The 17,855-nt window shown below is 40.3% G+C and carries 16 protein-coding genes and 1 tRNA gene; 5 read left to right on the plus strand and 12 right to left on the minus strand.

Going from position 1 to position 17,855, the window contains the following annotated elements:
* Positions 1–60 precede the first annotated feature (60 nt).
* The 4 genes from IPK31_11240 to IPK31_11255 all read right to left on the minus strand — a co-directional run bounded on the left by IPK31_11240 (position 61) and on the right by IPK31_11255 (position 3,168).
* Positions 61–693, minus strand: a complete 633-nt coding sequence (locus tag IPK31_11240) for an ATP-dependent Clp protease proteolytic subunit (GenBank protein ID MBK8088469.1) — start codon at positions 691–693, stop codon at positions 61–63.
* 19 nt (positions 694–712) lie between these two features.
* A complete protein-coding gene (locus tag IPK31_11245; GenBank protein MBK8088470.1) occupies positions 713–1,408 on the minus strand; it encodes an ATP-dependent Clp protease proteolytic subunit in 696 nt (231 codons plus the stop codon).
* A gap of 254 nt (positions 1,409–1,662) precedes the next feature.
* Complete coding sequence (tig, locus tag IPK31_11250; GenBank protein MBK8088471.1) at positions 1,663–3,036, minus strand: trigger factor; 1,374 nt, start codon at positions 3,034–3,036, stop codon at positions 1,663–1,665.
* A gap of 47 nt (positions 3,037–3,083) precedes the next feature.
* Positions 3,084–3,168: transfer RNA gene (locus IPK31_11255), tRNA-Leu, on the minus strand.
* Between the two features lie 92 nt (positions 3,169–3,260).
* On the opposite strand from IPK31_11255, the gene IPK31_11260 reads away from it, so the two are divergent.
* From IPK31_11260 to IPK31_11275, 4 genes are all read left to right on the plus strand, one after another.
* Positions 3,261–5,498 carry a bifunctional (p)ppGpp synthetase/guanosine-3',5'-bis(diphosphate) 3'-pyrophosphohydrolase gene (locus IPK31_11260; GenBank protein ID MBK8088472.1) on the plus strand — a complete coding sequence of 746 codons (2,238 nt, stop codon included), beginning with the start codon at positions 3,261–3,263 and terminating at the stop codon, positions 5,496–5,498.
* Positions 5,499–5,581: 83 nt separating this feature from the next.
* On the plus strand, positions 5,582–6,844 hold the full coding sequence (locus IPK31_11265) for an adenylosuccinate synthase (GenBank protein MBK8088473.1): 1,263 nt from the start codon (positions 5,582–5,584) through the stop codon (positions 6,842–6,844).
* Between the two features lie 86 nt (positions 6,845–6,930).
* Positions 6,931–7,365, plus strand: coding sequence for a hypothetical protein (locus IPK31_11270; protein MBK8088474.1), 435 nt, complete (start codon positions 6,931–6,933; stop codon positions 7,363–7,365).
* Between the two features lie 65 nt (positions 7,366–7,430).
* Positions 7,431–8,657, plus strand: coding sequence for an anthranilate synthase component I family protein (locus tag IPK31_11275; GenBank protein MBK8088475.1), 1,227 nt, complete (start codon positions 7,431–7,433; stop codon positions 8,655–8,657).
* Here the strand turns inward: IPK31_11275 and IPK31_11280 are convergent.
* From IPK31_11280 to IPK31_11305, 6 genes are all read right to left on the minus strand, one after another.
* On the minus strand, positions 8,654–9,730 hold the full coding sequence (locus tag IPK31_11280) for a lytic transglycosylase domain-containing protein (GenBank protein ID MBK8088476.1): 1,077 nt from the start codon (positions 9,728–9,730) through the stop codon (positions 8,654–8,656). The genes IPK31_11275 and IPK31_11280 overlap by 4 nt on opposite strands.
* A 7-nt stretch (positions 9,731–9,737) precedes the next feature.
* Positions 9,738–11,183, minus strand: a complete 1,446-nt coding sequence (gene gatA, locus IPK31_11285; protein MBK8088477.1) for an Asp-tRNA(Asn)/Glu-tRNA(Gln) amidotransferase subunit GatA — start codon at positions 11,181–11,183, stop codon at positions 9,738–9,740.
* Positions 11,184–11,234: 51 nt separating this feature from the next.
* Entirely contained in the window at positions 11,235–11,441 is a 207-nt protein-coding gene (locus tag IPK31_11290) for a twin-arginine translocase TatA/TatE family subunit (GenBank protein ID MBK8088478.1), read from the minus strand.
* Between the two features lie 410 nt (positions 11,442–11,851).
* Positions 11,852–12,205 carry a 50S ribosomal protein L19 gene (gene rplS, locus IPK31_11295; GenBank protein MBK8088479.1) on the minus strand — a complete coding sequence of 118 codons (354 nt, stop codon included), beginning with the start codon at positions 12,203–12,205 and terminating at the stop codon, positions 11,852–11,854.
* Positions 12,206–12,329: 124 nt separating this feature from the next.
* Positions 12,330–13,895 carry a ribonuclease Y gene (gene rny, locus IPK31_11300; protein MBK8088480.1) on the minus strand — a complete coding sequence of 522 codons (1,566 nt, stop codon included), beginning with the start codon at positions 13,893–13,895 and terminating at the stop codon, positions 12,330–12,332.
* A gap of 351 nt (positions 13,896–14,246) precedes the next feature.
* Entirely contained in the window at positions 14,247–14,504 is a 258-nt protein-coding gene (locus IPK31_11305) for a cell division protein ZapA (GenBank protein ID MBK8088481.1), read from the minus strand.
* 131 nt (positions 14,505–14,635) lie between these two features.
* Here IPK31_11305 and IPK31_11310 point away from each other — a divergent pair, with 131 nt between their 5' ends.
* Positions 14,636–14,887 carry a hypothetical protein gene (locus IPK31_11310; GenBank protein ID MBK8088482.1) on the plus strand — a complete coding sequence of 84 codons (252 nt, stop codon included), beginning with the start codon at positions 14,636–14,638 and terminating at the stop codon, positions 14,885–14,887.
* Between the two features lie 3 nt (positions 14,888–14,890).
* On the opposite strand, the gene IPK31_11315 is transcribed toward IPK31_11310, so the two are convergent.
* Entirely contained in the window at positions 14,891–15,178 is a 288-nt protein-coding gene (locus IPK31_11315) for a hypothetical protein (GenBank protein MBK8088483.1), read from the minus strand.
* A gap of 27 nt (positions 15,179–15,205) precedes the next feature.
* Entirely contained in the window at positions 15,206–17,629 is a 2,424-nt protein-coding gene (locus IPK31_11320; GenBank protein ID MBK8088484.1) for a phenylalanine--tRNA ligase subunit beta, read from the minus strand.
* Between the last annotated feature and the right edge of the window lie 226 nt (positions 17,630–17,855).

Here is a 17,855-nt window from a genome sequence, read left to right on the forward strand (position 1 = left end):
ATAAATAAAATAGGAAAAAACACCAGTGTTTTTTCCCTATTTATGAGTTAATCTGAATTCTTATAATTTGTCGAGAACGCCATCAACAATACCATAACCAACGGCTTCATTGGCATCCATCCAATAATCACGGTCGAAGTCTTTCAATACCTGGTCAAGCGATTTGCCGCAATTTTTTGCCAGAATTTTAGCTCCCAGTTCTTTGGTTTTGGCAATTTGATTAGCCAGAATTTCCAGATCGGCACTGGTTCCCTGAGCACCGCCAATGCTTGGCTGATGAATCATTACTTCGCCATGAGGGAAGATAAAACGACGGCCTTTTGTACCTCCGCTCAACAGGATAGAACCCATGGAGGCCGCCATACCCATACAGATGGTACTAACAGGTGAGCTGATCATTTGCATGGTATCATAAATAACCATACCGCTGGTTACAACACCACCCGGGCTGTTGATATATAATTTGATTTCTTCGCCGGGTTTCATGGCTTCGAGGTACAATAATTTATTGACGATTTCTTTTGCAGAATTGTCATGTACCACACCCCAAAAGAAGATCTTACGGTCTTCGAGGAATTTTTTATTGTAAGGGCCAAATGCGGCTGCGGTAAAATTTTCTAACGGATTTTCTTTTGGTTCATCATCTTCTTCGCCTTCAAAGCGAACTGGAAATTTCGAATTATGCAGATACATAGTTTTACTTTTTAATGGTTTAGCTTTCTTTTACTTTTCTTGGATTCATCAGCAATACTTCATCCACCAGTCCATACTCTTTTGCTTCGCTGGCAGTCATCCAGAAATCCCGGTCGCTGTCCTCTTTTACTTTATCATAGGTTTGTTCACTGTGATAAGCAATGATTTCGTACAACTCTATTTTGAGTTTTTTTACTTCATTCACCATGATCTGAATGTCAGTTGCCTGACCACCTGCACCACCGTATGGCTGATGCAGCATGATGCGTGAATGTTTCAATGCAGTACGCTTTCCTTTGGTACCTGCGCACATGAGTACGGCACCCATTGAAGCGGCGATACCAGTTGTGATAGTACTTACATCGGGAGTGATGTACTGCATGGTATCATAAATGCCAAGGCCTGCATAAATACTTCCGCCCGGGCTGTTGATATACATCTGGATATCTCTTGTACGATCGGTACTTTCCAGAAACAGCAACTGTGCTGTTACAATGTTGGCTACATAATCATTAATTGGTTCGCCCAGGAAAATGATACGATCCATCATTAAACGGGAGAAAACATCCATGCTTGCAACATTCATCGGGCGCTCTTCAATAATGTAAGGCGTAAGGTTTGTTGGGCTGAATTGTGTTTGATAATTATGCAGAGTGGCGCCGGAGATACCACGATGTTTCACGGCATATTTTTCGAATTCTTTGTTGATATCCATAGTGAATTTTTTTCCGGTTTGAAGTTAAGGTAATCGGTTGAAATAGAAATGTTTTCAAATACCATGCAATGAATAAAAGCAGGACAATAAGGCAGAGGAAACCAGTTGATACTTTATAGTTGGTGGTTTTCGGTTGTTGATGTTCGGTTATTATGGCTGAATAACAACCGGCCTGACAAAATAAAAATCCCGCCAATTACTCAGCGGGACTGTATCTTTTTAAATCGTACATCTAACCTCGTACTTCGTACATATTAATGGTGATGATGTTGATGTTCTTCATTCATTTTAATGAATTCTTCGGCGCTTACTGCTTTCTCTTCTTTTTTAATCTGCTGTTCAGCCCAGTTAAATACTTTTTCAGTTACCAGCTTACGGTAAGTGCTGTCAACCTGCTGCTCATCTTTCAATAAGGTTTCAACATATTGATCCAGCCATTCAACATTGCCATCTGCAAGGTTCATTCCACCGAAGTAACCCAGTACCTGCTGTTTCAGATTTTCTCTCAGTTCTTCAGGAGTTACATCCAGTTTATTTTCGGTAATGATTCTGTCGGTGATTAAAGTCCAGCGTAACTGTGTATCAAAGGTTGGGTATTCAGCTTCAATCTGGTCAGGTGTTTTTGCCTGCTCACCAGAAGTTGCCATCCATTTTTTTAAAAAATCAGCCGGCAGTTCCATTTTCACATCTTCTAACAATACATGGTATAAATGATGCTGAATCTGGTTGCTGCTTTGTTTATCCCAGTAAGCCTGGATATCTGCTTCCAGTGCTGAACGGAATTCAGTTTCTGTTTTAATTTCTTTTCCCGGAACTGCTTCTTTAAAGAATTCTTCGTTCAGTTCTCTTTTTTCAATTAAACCAACTTTGGTGATGGTGATTTTGAATGATTTTCCTGCAGCTTCTGACGCTTCTTTATAACCGAGATCACTTACAACCCAACTGCGTTCTTTTTCTTCAAAAGCATCGTTCAGCTCAATCACCAGTGTATCATCTTTCTTTAAGCCCTGTAATTTCGGACGGTAAGCTTCAGAGAAATATTTTACGAGCAATGAATTGTCTTTCTTTAATCCACCTTCAACTGCATTACCTGCTGCGTCTACTTCTTCAAAAGTGAGGTTCAATACATTATCATCGCTGCTTACAGTTTCAGGTTCGGTCATTTTGCCGAAACGGTTTTGTAAACGCTCAATTTCTTCGTTCACCATTTCAGCCGTTGCCTTTACCCTGAAGTACGGAGCAGAGATATTGCCGAGGTTGATTTCAAAAGCGGGTTTTAAACCAACTTCAAAATCAAAACTGTAATCAGCAGGGCTGTCCATATTTGGTTTGAAATCGCCATTTGGCAGTGGAAGGGGCTGGGCAAAAATTTCCAGTTTTTCAGCTGCGAGGTAATCGTTCAGTCCTTTTTCAATGTTGCGGATCACTTCTTCCGTAAACATACCGGGGCCGTACATTTTCTTTACCATTCCTGCAGGCACCATGCCTTTACGGAAGCCGGGAATATTTGCCTGTTTGCTGTACGTTTTCAAGGTTTTTTCAAACGCAGGAAAATATTCTTCTTTTGTAATTTTTACAGTGAGTTTGTCATTTAACAAACCAATGTTTTCTCTTGTAACTGTAGCCATAATTTTGAAGCTTTTAGCTATCAGCAATTAGCTGATAGCTTGATTTTTGGTCCGGATGAAGGGACTCGAACCCCCATACCTTACGGCATCAGATCCTAAGTCTGACGTGTCTACCAATTTCACCACATCCGGAAGAACTTTTGTTTAAAAACGGGCTGCAAAGGTAGGGGGTTTCAGGTATTCATTCGTTTTGGGAGGGAGCTTTTTCGTAAATTCGTGGTCCACTGGAATCGACAACGACCATACCGGCCTATACCCTTACTCCCGAACAGGAAAAAAAGGAAATCCTTCGTCACTACCGCAGTTTGTTACGATCACTCAAAACAAAACTCAAAAAAGGCGATAAGGAACTGGTGCGTACTGCCTTTGAAATGGCGGCAGATGCACATAAAACCATGCGCCGCAAAAGCGGCGAACCATATATACTGCATCCGTTATCGGTGGCACAGATTTGTGTGGAAGAAATTGGGCTGGGTGTGCGTTCAACAATTTGCGCTTTATTACATGATACGGTTGAGGATACTGATATTACGCTGGAAGATGTAGCCCGTGAATTTGGAAATGAAATTGCGAGGATCATTGACGGGCTAACCAAAATTTCTACTGTTGTTGATGCCAATTCAACACAGCAGGCAGAAAATTTTAAAAAGATTTTACTGACGCTTACGGATGATCCGAGAGTAATCCTGATTAAGCTGGCGGATCGTTTGCATAATATGCGTACGCTCGACAGTATGAAGCGGGAGAAGCAGCTGAAGATTTCCAGTGAAACGGTTTATATCTATGCTCCATTAGCTCACAGGTTAGGCTTATATAATATCAAAACGGAAATGGAAGATCTTTCCATGAAGTACCTGGAGCCGGACATTTACAAGGAAATTGCACGCAAGCTTTCAGAAACAAAACGTGAACGCAGTCGCTATATCAATGAATTCATCAAGCCCATTAAAGAAAAAATGGAAAGGGCTGGGTTTAGCAGTTTTGAAATTTATGGAAGACCCAAATCCATCCACTCCATATCCAACAAAATAAAAAAGAAGGGTGTAAGCTTTGAAGAAGTATATGATCTGTTTGCCATCCGTATGCTCATTGATGCCCCACCGGAAAAAGAAAAAGAAGATTGCTGGAAAGCTTATTCAATTGTTACAGATATGTACACGCCCAGTCCTGAACGATTGCGTGATTGGCTGAGTAATCCCAAGAGCAATGGGTATGAAGCACTGCATACAACTGTAATGGGTCCACAAGGTAAATGGGTGGAAGTGCAGATCCGTACCAAACGTATGAATGAGATTGCAGAGAAGGGTTTGGCTGCTCACTGGAAATACAAAGAAGGGAGTGGTGATGAAGACCGTTTTGATAAATGGTTTCATAATATCCGTGAAGTACTGAATAACCAGGACAGCAGCTCTCTTGATTTTTTACAGGATTTTAAAAGCTCTTTTCTTGCAGAAGAAATTTATGTGTACACACCAAAGGGCGATGTAAAAATGCTGCCGCTTGGAGCAACAGCTCTTGATTTTGCATTTGGTGTACACAGTGATGTGGGCGGAAAATGTATTGGTGCCAAAGTAAATCATAAGCTGGTTCCTATTGCACATAAGCTGCGCAGTGGCGACCAGATTGAGATCATTACAAGCAGTAAACAACGGCCAAGTGAAGACTGGTTAAGTTTTGTTGTAACGGCCAAGGCAAGGAGCAAAATCAAAGATGCACTGAAGGAAGAAAAACGGAAAGTGGCTGATGATGGTAAATATGTGCTTCAACGCAAACTGGAGCAAATGGGGGCCAGCTTTGATGTGCAGAACGTTGATACGTTGGTTCATTTCTACAAGGTTCCTTCGCAGCTGGATTTGTATTACAGAATTGCCACAAAGAATATCGATCTCAAGGATATTAAAGAATTACATCTGCATGGTGATAAACTGGAATTACCCAAGCCGGTGAAACCAACCATGGAACCCAAGCCGGATTATGATCCACATAAACCTATTTCACCCAAGGATTCTGAACTCATCATTTTTGGAGAAAGCAGCGACAGAATTGTTTATACACTGGCCAATTGCTGCAAACCAATTCCCGGCGATGATGTGTTTGGCTTTGTATCAACCGGCAAAGGGTTGATCATTCATCGTACCAATTGCCCCAATGCTGCAAGATTGCTTTCGAACTTCGGGCACAGGGTAGTGAAAACCAAGTGGGCCAAGCACAATGAAATTTCTTTCCTCACCGGTATAAAGATTATTGGGGTTGATGATGTAGGTGTAGTTAGTAAGATTACCAGTCTTATCAGCGAAATGAGGTTGAACATCAGTGCCATCACTATTGAAGCAAAGGAAGGTGTGTTTGAAGGAAACATTAAAATCTTTGTACACGATAAAGATGAACTTGATGAAATGGTGGCCCGTTTGTACAAATTACCCGGCATCCAGACAGTGGAGCGGTACGATACTGAACAGTAGTTTTCCCCAACTTAATTTTTATTTCGTCTTCCCTTTCTGTTTCTCTTATTTTTGCGGCTTCAAATACCCACTCAAACTATTTTATGGTTGATGTAATTCTGGGCCTCCAATGGGGCGACGAAGGAAAAGGAAAGATTGTTGATTTTTTTGCTCCCAATTATGATGTGATTGCACGCTTCCAGGGCGGACCAAATGCAGGACATACTTTGTATGTCAAAGGTGAAAAAGTAGTGCTGCATCAAATCCCCAGCGGAATTTTTCATAACGGCATTGTGAACTTAATTGGCAATGGTGTTGTACTCGATCCTGTTACACTCAAAAGAGAATGCGACAAGGTTGCTTCCATGGGAGTGGATGTAAAGAAAAATTTATTCATTGCAGAACGCACCAACTTAATCATTCCAACGCACCGTGCATTAGATAAAGCAGCTGAGATGGCAAAGGGTGATGAAAAAATTGGTTCTACCTTAAAAGGAATCGGCCCGGCATATATGGATAAAACAGGTCGGAATGCTTTACGTGTTGGAGATCTGCTCGATCCTGAATTTAATGTGCTTTACAATAAGCTTCGTGCAAAGCACCAGCAACTGCTCGATAATTATAATTTCAAAGAAGATATCAGCGAGTGGGAAAAAGAATTCTTTGAAAGCATTGAGTTTTTGAAACAGCTGAATATTGTTAATGGCGAATATTTCATCAACAATAAAATTGCAGAAGGAAAACGTGTGTTAGCTGAAGGCGCACAGGGCAGCATGCTCGATGTAGATTTCGGAACCTTTCCTTTTGTAACATCATCCAATACAATTTCAGCAGGTGTAAGTACAGGACTTGGTATTGCACCGAATAAAATTGGTGAAGTGATTGGTATTACCAAAGCTTACTGTACAAGAGTGGGCAGCGGTCCTTTTCCTACCGAGCTGTTTGATGCAACCGGTGATAAATTACGTAAGATTGGAAATGAGTTTGGCGCAACAACAGGGCGCCCACGCCGGTGCGGCTGGATTGACCTGGTAGCGTTGAAATTTGCCTGTATGATCAACGGTGTTACACAAATTGTAATGACAAAGGCAGATATACTGGATAGTTTTACTGATCTTGAAGTTTGTACTTCCTATCTTGTTGAAGGAAAAGAAACTAAAGAGATTCCTTTCCAGATCAGTAAAGTAAAGATCGATCCTGTATATAAAGCCTTTAAGGGCTGGAGCAAACCCATTGTGGATTGTAAATCATGGGCCGATTTCCCTGAACAGATGAATTCGTATCTTAATTTCATCAATGAATATCTTGGTGTTGAAGTGAAATATGTTTCTAACGGACCGGGAAGAGAGCAGATCATTTATCCATAAGGGAAAATGTTTAGAAAAAAAATATCAAAAAAGTTTGGCTAATTCAAAAACCCGTTTAAATTTTACAGCATAATCGTTGTTTAAAAATGGCAAAGTCAATTAAGAAAACCGAAGACAACTCATCTCACAAATCCGAACCGGTAAAGAAGCCTGATACCAAATCTAAAAAAAGCCAGGAAGAGGATGATGATGACGATGATGATTTTGAAATGGATGATGAACCTGTTGTGAAAAAGGGTGGCAAAGCAGTTGCATCAAAAGGCAAGGGTAAAGCTGATGATGATGACGATGATGATGCAGGTGATGAGGAAGATGATGACTGGAACAAAGGCGAAGAGGGTGATGATTACGATCCTGACTTTGAAGAGTTTGATATACCAAAATCAAAAGTCAAGAGTGTTACAGGTGGAAAAAAGAAAGCCGCAGAAGAGGAAGATGATTTTAAAGTGGATGATGATTTCAAAGAGTTTGATGTGATGGGCGGCGGTGATGATTTTGATGATGACGATGATGATTTTTAAAAAATTAAGTGAAAAGAAGCTTTCAATCTTTTTCAATAACAGATCTTTCTGAAACAAAAAGTCAAATGTTGAGCTGGTGTAACCGGTTCAACATTTGTGCTTTTCTGGATAACCATCATTACCAGTTACCCGGCCATAGCTACGAATGTCTTGTTGGCTGTGGTGCTGTTGCATCTGTCAAGGCCAATGCAGGAACTGCATTGAATGAATTGCAACTGTTTCTTGATCAGCAAAACGACTGGTGCTTTGGTCATTTGGGTTATGACCTGAAAAATGAAACAGAGCAGCTGCAATCAACACATGCTGACAGGATTGGTTTTACTGATCTGTGTTTCTTCGTTCCCGAATATGTTTTTCAGCTCAGCGAAAACGAAATCAGCATTGGTTCAGTGAAGAATGATCATGCAGAAGTGTTTCAGCAAATCAAAGCTCAGTTAATTCTATCCACTGCTCAGAAGAGTGATCTGCAGATTAAAGAACGTGTATCAAAAGAAGATTATCTCAACAGCATTCAATCTATCCGTCAGCATATTCTACGTGGTGATTGTTATGAACTGAATTACTGCATTGAATTTTTTGCAAAAGATGCAGGCATTGATCCGGTGCAGGTGTATCAGTCGCTCACAACTATTTCTCCCAATCCATTTGCTGCCTTTTACAAAGTGGATAACAGTTACCTGTTATGTGCAAGCCCTGAACGTTTCTTAAGAAAGCAGGGAGCCGAGTTACTGTCGCAGCCCATTAAAGGAACTTTAAAGAGAGACAGAACAGATACAGCTGAAGATGAAGTATTGAAAAATCAATTATACAAAAGTGAAAAAGACCGGAGTGAGAATGTGATGGTGGTTGATTTGGTACGTAATGATCTCAGCCGGGTATGCAAAGAAGGAACAGTGAAAGTGGATGAGCTCTTTGCTGTGTATTCATTTCCGCAGGTACACCAAATGATTTCAACCATCAGCGGCGAAATGAAAGATGAACTGACATTTACAGATATCATCCGTGCCACATTCCCAATGGGAAGTATGACGGGGGCACCCAAACGAAAAGTACTGCAACTCATCAATCAATATGAACAGACAAGACGTGGAATTTTCTCCGGCGCTGTTGGCTATATAGCTCCCAATGGTGATTTTGATTTTAATGTAGTGATCAGGAGTATTCTGTACAATGCATACACTAATTATCTTTCTTACCTTGTTGGAAGTGGTGTTACGTTTTACAGTGATGCAGAGAAAGAATATGAGGAATGTTTATTGAAAGCGAGTGCAATAAAGAATGTTTTGGGTTAACTCTTCTTCTTCGTCACAGGTTTCTTCTTCATCTCCGGTAATTCAGAAACTTTGGGATAAATATCTTTCATACCCTGTTCGCCATAAAAACGCATGAGCAGCTGTACACTTTCACTTAAAATATTATACCGGTTTTTATTAAAGACCTGCATTTTTTCTTTTGGGAGGCGAAGGTCAAATGTATTGTTGCCGGCCAGTACTGCATCAAAGTTGGGGTTGAGTTGATTGAAATACATTAAATCAATCATCAGGTCTTTTGCCATTACAACTGAGCTGAATTTTCCTGCAATAGTTTGGACATCTATATTGGGATCTGTTTTCTCCGGTGCAAATTCTGCGGGTTTATTTTGTTGCCCGTTATTCACCGAAGTTGTGATACCACCTTTTCCTTCCATGATATAATGAGTGGCAATGAATTTTTTTACATGGGTTCTGCTTTCTGCGGGGAGATAATATTGAAGTTTCCAAAAATCACGGCTGCCGCTTTTTTTAATAGCACTGTATACACGGCCGGGTCCGCCATTATATGCGGCAATCACCAGCAACCAGTCATTCAAATCTTTATAGAGATAAGTAAGATATCTTGCTGCTGCATGTGTGCTGCGGAAATAATCAGTACGTTCATCAACCCAACCATTCACCATCAACCCATATTCTTTAGCAGTATAAGGCATAAACTGCCAGGGGCCTCTTGCACCAACCCAGCTTGTTGCACCCGTACTTAAGCCCGATTCAATTACTGCAAGATATTTTAACTCATGCGGTAACCCATATTGCATGAGTACATTATCAATCAATGTAAAGTAAGGAACGCCCCAGCTTTTCATTTTCGTCAAACTTTTTCCGTGACCTTCTAAATAATCCTGGATAAAGCCCCATGCCTGTGGATGAATCTGTGCATCATACGATACTGCGGGATTGAATTCTTTGTTAACGAAGAGTGTTTGAAATCCGTATTTGTCAACGTTGCCCTGTGCTGTATCTGCCACAGTTCCATTGCCTGAACTGTCTTTCTGTGCAAACGACAAAAGACAACTTCCACTAAGAAGTATGAGCAATAGAATTTTCTGCATAATAAAATTAAACTGCCTTATAGGTTTTTAACCATTCGTTGCTAAGGCGCAGCAAAGATAGCTCATCAAAATGCTTTGTCATCAGTTGAAGGCCGAACGGTAATCCGTTGCTATGCTGAAAGAGGGGAATAGAGATGGCAGGTATACCAACCAGATTGGCATAAACAGTGTAAATATCGGCCAGGTACATTTCAATGGGGTTACTGCTTTTTTCACCGATCTTAAATGCAGTTGAAGGAGATACCGGCATCAGCAAAACATCTACCTCATTGAATACCAGTTTTGTTTCATTGTAGAGCTTACGTCTAACCTGTTGTGCTTTTGTATAGTAAGCATCATAATAACCGGCACTTAATACAAACGTTCCGAGCATGATGCGTCGTTGTACTTCTTTACCAAAACCATCGGAACGGTTGGCGGAGTAAAATTCTGTTAATTCTTCTTTTACCGGTGTTGATTGCGGTCCGTAACGAACTCCATCAAAACGGGAAAGATTGCTGCTGGCTTCAGCAGTAGTTAAAATATAATAAGCAGGAACGATATAATCAATAAGATCAAAATCAAGTTCTTTTACTTCATACCCATCTTTTTTTAATTTGTTGATGAAGTTGACATGAGCCGATTTAATTTCTGCATCCAATCCTTCATGTTCTAATGTTTGTTTGAAATAACCCAAAACAGGTTTGGTTGTTTTTGGCTGATCTAATCCTGCAGCATAATCAGCAACAGGCAATGATGAAACAGTACTGTCAAAATCATCAGCACCTGCAATAACAGATAAAACTAAAGCAACATCCTCTACATTGTTTGCCAGTACACCAATCTGATCAAAGCTTGAGCCGTAAGCAATCAAACCATGACGGCTGATTCTTCCATAACTTGGTTTCATACCAACTACTCCGCAAAAATCTGCCGGCTGACGAACAGAACCACCGGTATCACTGCCCAAACTAATCATACAAAGATTCGCCTGAACAGCAACTGCTGAGCCTCCCGATGATCCGCCGGGTACACGTTCCTGATCAATTGAATTTTTGACTGCACCGTACGAAGAATTTTCGTTACTGCTGCCCATGGCAAATTCATCACAATTATTAGTGCCGATGATAATGGCATCTTCTGCCAGTAAGCGTTCAACAGCTGTTGAATTAAAAATGGAATGAAAACCTTTGAGAATTTTTGATGCAGCAGAAACAGGATGCTGTTTAAATGCAATTACATCTTTAATGGTGAAAACAACACCATGCAGTTTGCCGGTTGTTTTCCCTGCATTACGCTGCTCATCTAACTGAGCTGCTCTTTGCTTTGCTTCTTCATCAAAACTGTGAACAAGCGCATTTAAACCTTTATGCAACCTTATCTGTGACAAATAATAATCAACTGCCTCTTTGCAGGAAGTTTTATTCGTCAGCAGGCTTTCATGATAATCCTTTATGGTTGCAAATGGATACAAATAGCTATGCAGCTTCAACTAGTGAAGTAGTGGAATGATGAAAGGAAATAATTACTTGGGTTGCTGTGTATCGTTTGTGCTGTCTTCAATTTCTTTACGCACATTACTTTTAGCATCATTGAACTCACGGATACCTTTGCCAAGGCCTTTCATCAGTTCAGGAATTTTGCGGCCACCAAAAAGAATCAGGATGGCAATTACAATCAGGATAATTTCCTGTGTACCAAGTACGCCGAGAAGTATGGGTTGAAAATTCATAATATTCGATTTAGTAGGAAAACAAAGTTACAGTTATTTATAAAGACGTTTGCAGAAAGATTTGCATAAAAAAACCTTCTGTGAGGAAGGTTACAATGTTTTTAACTTTAGTCAGTTTAGCGGATATAGTTCTTTCCGCATTTACCAGCTTTGCCGTTAGCAGCCTGGTATGGACTGATTCCCCTGTTGCAGGACATTAATAAAAATGTAACTACTGCGAGTGCCAACAATACTTTCTTCATACCGAAACAATGATTTAAAAATTAACAATTGGGTAAAGATTGTTTCGATAGGTATGGGATTCGGTATTAAGTTGGTTCTTTTAGTATTGAATTTAAAACGTAAGATAATAGATAAAAGTATAAAACGGAAAGATTCTTTCCGGTTTTATTAAAAAAAGGTCAATAAGCTTATTTAATACGCTTCTCTTTAATACGGGCACTTTTACCGCTTCTTTCACGCAGATAGAAGAGTTTTGCACGGCTTACTTTACCCACTTTGTTCAGTTCAACTGAATCAACATTGGGTGAGCTGAACGGGAAAGTACGCTCAACACCTACGCCATCAGAGATCTTACGCACTGTAAATGTGGCAGTTGCGCCAACACCCTGACGTTTGATCACATCGCCACGGAAGCTCTGGATACGCTCTTTACCGCCTTCAACGATTTTGTAGTTAACGGTAATATTATCACCTGCTTTAAATTTAGGATATTCCTTTTTAGCAGTTAATTGTTCATGTATAAATGCAACAGCGGCGTTCATAACTCTTAATTTTTAGGACGGCAAAGGTAGGGGGTTTTTGCAGGAATTTGTTATTTGTTCTGCGGAATTTGGAAAAAAAGTTAACCTCCCAATTCCGAATCCTTAATTCCAAGCTACTTCCTGATTACCTCGCCACGTTTACAGCTCTTTTTTCCCTGATTACAGTAACCTTGATCTGGCCGGGATAAACCATTTCGGTTTGTATTTTCTGCGCCATTTCAAAGCTCAGTTTATCTGATTCAGCATCGGTTACTTTATCGGCCTCAACAATTACACGAAGTTCACGGCCAGCCTGGATGGCATAAGCCTTCTCAACTCCGGGATAGGTCATAGCCAGACTTTCAAGATCCTTTATACGCTGCAGATACTGCTGCATGATCTCCCGACGGGCTCCCGGTCTTGCACCACTGATGGCATCACAAGCCTGAACAATTGGTGAGATTACATACTGCATCTCCATTTCATCGTGGTGGGCGCCGATAGCATTAACTACTGCCGGGTTTTCGCCATATTTTTCAGCAAGCTTGGCACCAAGCAAAGCATGGCTCAATTCAGTTTCTTCATCGGGCACCTTTCCAATATCATGTAACAAACCGGCACGTTTGGCCAGTTTTGGATTCAGTCCGAGTTCTGCAGCCATAATGGAACAGAGATTGGCTGTTTCACGGCTATGCATTAATAAATTCTGGCCATAAGATGAACGGAAACGCATACGCCCTACCATCCTGATCAGTTCCTTATGTAAACCATGAATACCCAGTTCAATAACGGTACGTTCTCCGATTTCCATAACCTGTTCTTCCAGCTGACGCTTGGTTTTCTCAACGACTTCTTCAATACGTGCAGGGTGAATACGGCCATCTGCCACAAGGCGCTGTAAGCTCAATCGGGCAACTTCACGGCGAAGTGGATCAAATGAAGAAAGCAGGATTGCTTCGGGAGTATCATCAACAATCAGATCAACACCTGTTGCTGCTTCAATTGCACGAATGTTACGGCCTTCACGACCAATGATCTGACCTTTAATCTCATCACTTTCCAGGTTAAATACAGTAACCGTATTTTCAATTGTTTGCTCAGCTGCTGTACGCTGAATCGACTGAATAACAATTTTGCGGGCTTCTTTATTTGCTTTCAGCTTAGCGTCCTCAATAATTTCCTGCTGCAAAACAAGGGCTCTTGTATGAGCTTCCTGTTTCAAACTTTCAATCAATTGATTTTTTGCTTCCTCCGCACTGAGGCCGGCAATTTTTTCCAAGCGGCGGATATGTTCTTCCTGGTGTTTCTCCAGTTCTGTGCGTTTTAAATTTACCACCTCTATCTGGCGATTGAGGTTTTCTTTGATTGCCTCGTTCTCCTTGAGCTGCTTATCAAGATTACCTTCTTTTTGGTTGATAGATTGCTCTTTTTGGCGGGCACGATTCTCTGTTTCGCCAATCTTGCGGTTACGTTCATTCACCTCTCTTTCATATTCTGATTTTAGTTGAACAAATTTCTCTTTGGCTTCCAGTTCCTTTTCCTTTCGGATCGTTTCTGATCTTAATTCCGCTTCTTTAATAATAGAATGCGCCTGTAAGTCTGCTTCTTCAACCTGTTTTTTTGTGTTTTTGGCGAAGGCAAATCGTCCCGCTAACACACCGATTATAAGTGCAGCAGCTCCGATTATGATGTATAAAATTGTGGGTTCCATTGTTTTTAACTGGTTTGTTTAATTCTGTCAGCAAATCGTTCCTCTCTATGGTATTGTTTCTGTTCATAGTGGGAATATGGTCGGCGAAATTACTAAAAATAAGCCACTTATGTTCATTAGGGAGGGAGAATAAGAAAGGTTTTGAAGCATTAATTTGACTGTAATAGTCTCAGTTTTAGTTTTGCCGCTCAAATTGGAGTTCCTGAAACAATTAAATCAGAACATTTGTCTCAAAACAAAATTGAAGCAATGGTAATAGTAATTCTCATGACCGTGACTCAAAAAGAGCAAGGTTGATGACCAACTATCGGGCAGGGTTCAATAACTGGTCAATTTGCTGTTCCAGCTTTTTCAAGGCCTCAGCTGACTGGATTTCATCCCCTCAACCGTTACGTTTTTGTTTTCGGAGGTTACATGTGTAGCATACCAGATCAATACCATAGCGATATAATCCTGCATGTCTTTCCCGGCAAAACTGCTTCTGAATTCCAGGATTTTATCATTGATGATTTTTACTGTTTTGCGCACATGTTCTTCATCTTCAGGGGTTACTTTGATGCGGTAACTCCTGTCGCCAATGATGATATTTACCGGAATTAATGTTTCCATAATTATGAAATATGAATTTGATGCTCTATATTAGACTCCCCAAGTAAATTAAATCCATCTTCTTTTGTTTGACTGCTGATTTTTGAACTACCCCTGAGAACTGATATTTACCGAAACCAAACCACAAAAAAATGTTCGCAACAATCAAACCCCAGGTTTTCCTCGACTCGTTGACCCTGGAACTTTTCTCACCCCAAATTAACGGATTTAAAGCCGTATTGAAAGATGATAAAGGTTCTATTTGCCGAAGTATGGAAACAGACAGCCACCATCAAAATTCTTTAACATGGAATGGCTTAAATGATCTTCCGTACGGCGTTTATACCGTTGAACTGCAGAGTGGTAATGACGAAATGAAAGTAAGACTGGTAAAGAGAGTTTGACCTTTATTGGGTTAACATGGCAATACAGCGGTCGATTTCTTTAATAAAATGAGTCAGTTTTTTCTCCAGCTCCTTTTTCTCCTTATCATCTAATTGCTGTTGCGATGCTTTCAAAATGGCGTTCTGCATTTCCATTACTTCAAACTCCTGCTTTTGACCATAACTGTTCTCTTTCAGGGAGTCCAATTCCTGTTTCAGCTTCAGGTTTTCCTTTTCCAGTTGCTGATGCTTTTTTACCAACAGCTGCATTTTCTGCTGCAGGGTTTGAATATGTTGGTCAAGCAATGCCACAATAAGCCGGTGTTTAATTAGTAAAAATTATTTTCTGATCTCTGCTTCCATTTGCTTTTCCAGTGCCTGGATGAGCGTGCTTACCATTTTTTCGGTTTCATTGTCGGTCAAGGTTTTCTCATCATCCTGGAAAACCAAATTCAGTGCCATGGATTTTTTCCCTGCACCAATTTTTTCACTTTCAAATACATCAAACAGTGAAACAGATTTTAAACGGCTCACTTTTGCATTAAAGATTATTTTCTCCACTTCTGCATAGCTGATTGCTTTTGAAATAACAATCTCCAAACCTCTTTCCACAGCCGGGAAACGGGCAATCTCTTTATACTCCAGTTTGGTTGTTGATGCCAGTTTGGTTAAAACATTCCAGTTGATATCAGCAAAGTAAACAGGTTGTTTAATGTCGAACTGTTTTAATTGATTCGCATCTACAATACCAATTTTTGCTACAATCTGCTTATTCGCTTTAAATTGAATTCCACTGCTGAAATCTCTTTCTGCACTGAATAATTCTGTTTGAGCATTCAGGCCGGCCTGCTGCAAAATTCCATTCACAACTGCTTTCAGGAAATAAATATCAGTTGCTGAAGCTTTTTGTTTCCAGGATGCTTCTGTATTACCGGAAGTATAAATGGCCAGGTGATCTGTTTCGAAATATTTACCCACTTCTGAAGTAGTATATGTTTTGCCAAACTCAAACAGCCGCAGATTATTATTTTTCCTATTCAGGTTAAATGAAATGCACTGCAAACCTGTTTCCAGCATAGAAGGACGCATTACATTCAGCTCTGCACTCAGATTGTTGAGCATCTTAACAGTAGTTGCCAGTACCTCTTCACTGTACCATGCACTATTGGCGATGGAGTTGGTGAAGATTTCATGAAACCCTTGCCCGGCAAGACTGTTACTGATCTTTTCTTTATAAGCAAAAGGAGTAAAATCGAGTTCTGTTGATGGAGAAATGGTGATGCTGCTTGGGATTTCTACATTATCCAGTCCATCGATCCGCATAATTTCTTCCGCCAGATCAGCCGGGAGTTCAATATCCGGTTTGCTGAATGGCGGAGATACCCACAATTCATCAATGGAATCTTTAACGATCTCAAAATTCAGTGATTCAAAAATCTTCTTTACTGTATCAGGATGATAATTCTTGCCACTGATTTTTTTCAGGTAATGATACTTGATAGCGATCTGTGGTTTTTGTTTTGGGTTTGGATAAACATCCACCAAATCACTTGCAATTTCACCACCGCCCAATTCTTTGATCAATAAAGCAGCACGTTTTAATACGTTTACTGTATTGCTGATATCAACACCTTTTTCAAATCTTGTAGCTGCATCTGTACGTAGGTTATGACGGAAGGAAGTTTTACGTGTTGTAATGGGATTGAACCAGGCACTCTCCAGGAAAATATTTTTCGTTGTTTCTTTTACACCGCTTTTTGTTCCGCCAAATACACCTGCAATACACATGGCTTCTTCTTTATTGCAGATCATCAGGTCTTCGGCATTCAGTTTTCTTTCCTTTTCATCCAGTGTAAGAAAGGTTGTTCCTTCAGGAAGATTTTTTATAATTACTTCTGAACCTGTAATAGCATCTGCATCAAATGCATGAAGCGGCTGACCCGTTTCATGTAAAATGTAATTGGTAATGTCAACAATATTATTGATGGGTCTTAACCCGATTGCTTTCAATCGCTGCTTCATCCAGCCAGGACTTTCCTTCACGGTTATATTCGAAATACTCACACCCGCATACCGCTGACAAGCCTCTTTATTTTCAATCTTAACTGCAATGGGTAATGTTTTATTATCGGGTTTAAAGTTGTTGCTGAAAGGAGATTTCAGGTTGTATTGTTTCTTATCATGAAAATTGAGATAAGCAATTACATCTCTTGCAACACCCATATGGCTCATCGCATCCATATGGTTCGGGGTTAATCCAATTTCAATGATCCAGTCAGTATATGGTTTGAAATATTCAGCGGCGGGAATTCCGGGACGGAGTTCAGGCTTTAATACCATAATACCCGCATGACTGTTGCCAAGTCCGATTTCATCTTCAGCACAGATCATCCCATGACTTTCAACGCCACGGATCTTTGCTTTTTTCATGGTTAATGGTTCACCACTTACTGGATAAATAGTTGTTCCAATTGTTGCAACCACTACTTTTTGACCAACTTCCACATTTGGAGCACCACAAACGATCTGCAAAGGTTCAGCAGCACCAACATTTACAGTGGTTAAGGTTAACTTATCAGCATCGGGATGTTTTTCGCAGCTGAGTACCTCACCAATCACCAATCCTTTTAATCCTCCTTTGATTTCCTCGTATGGTTCCATACTTTCCACTTCAAGACCAATAGAAGTAAGAATGCGGCTTAAACGTTCTGGTTCAACATTCACCGGCAAATACTCATGCAGCCACTTATAACTTATTGTCATTCTGATTTTACTCTTTAATTCGGAAAGCTGCAAAGATAATTCATTGGATGCTTGAAGCACAAAGGACTTTTCACTGCTTTTCTACAGGTGAAAACAGTAACTGTATTGAACAGGCGAAGATTCTTCAGAAAGGTGAGTTTTTCCTTTTTTTGCAAGTGTCTGGAAGCGGCAAAGCCTTACTGTGACTGCATTGAGTGAACTGAAATAGGGCTGAAAACCGCTGAAA

It is taken from the genome of Chitinophagaceae bacterium (genome assembly GCA_016713085.1).
Classification (GTDB): Bacteria; Bacteroidota; Bacteroidia; order Chitinophagales; family Chitinophagaceae; genus Lacibacter.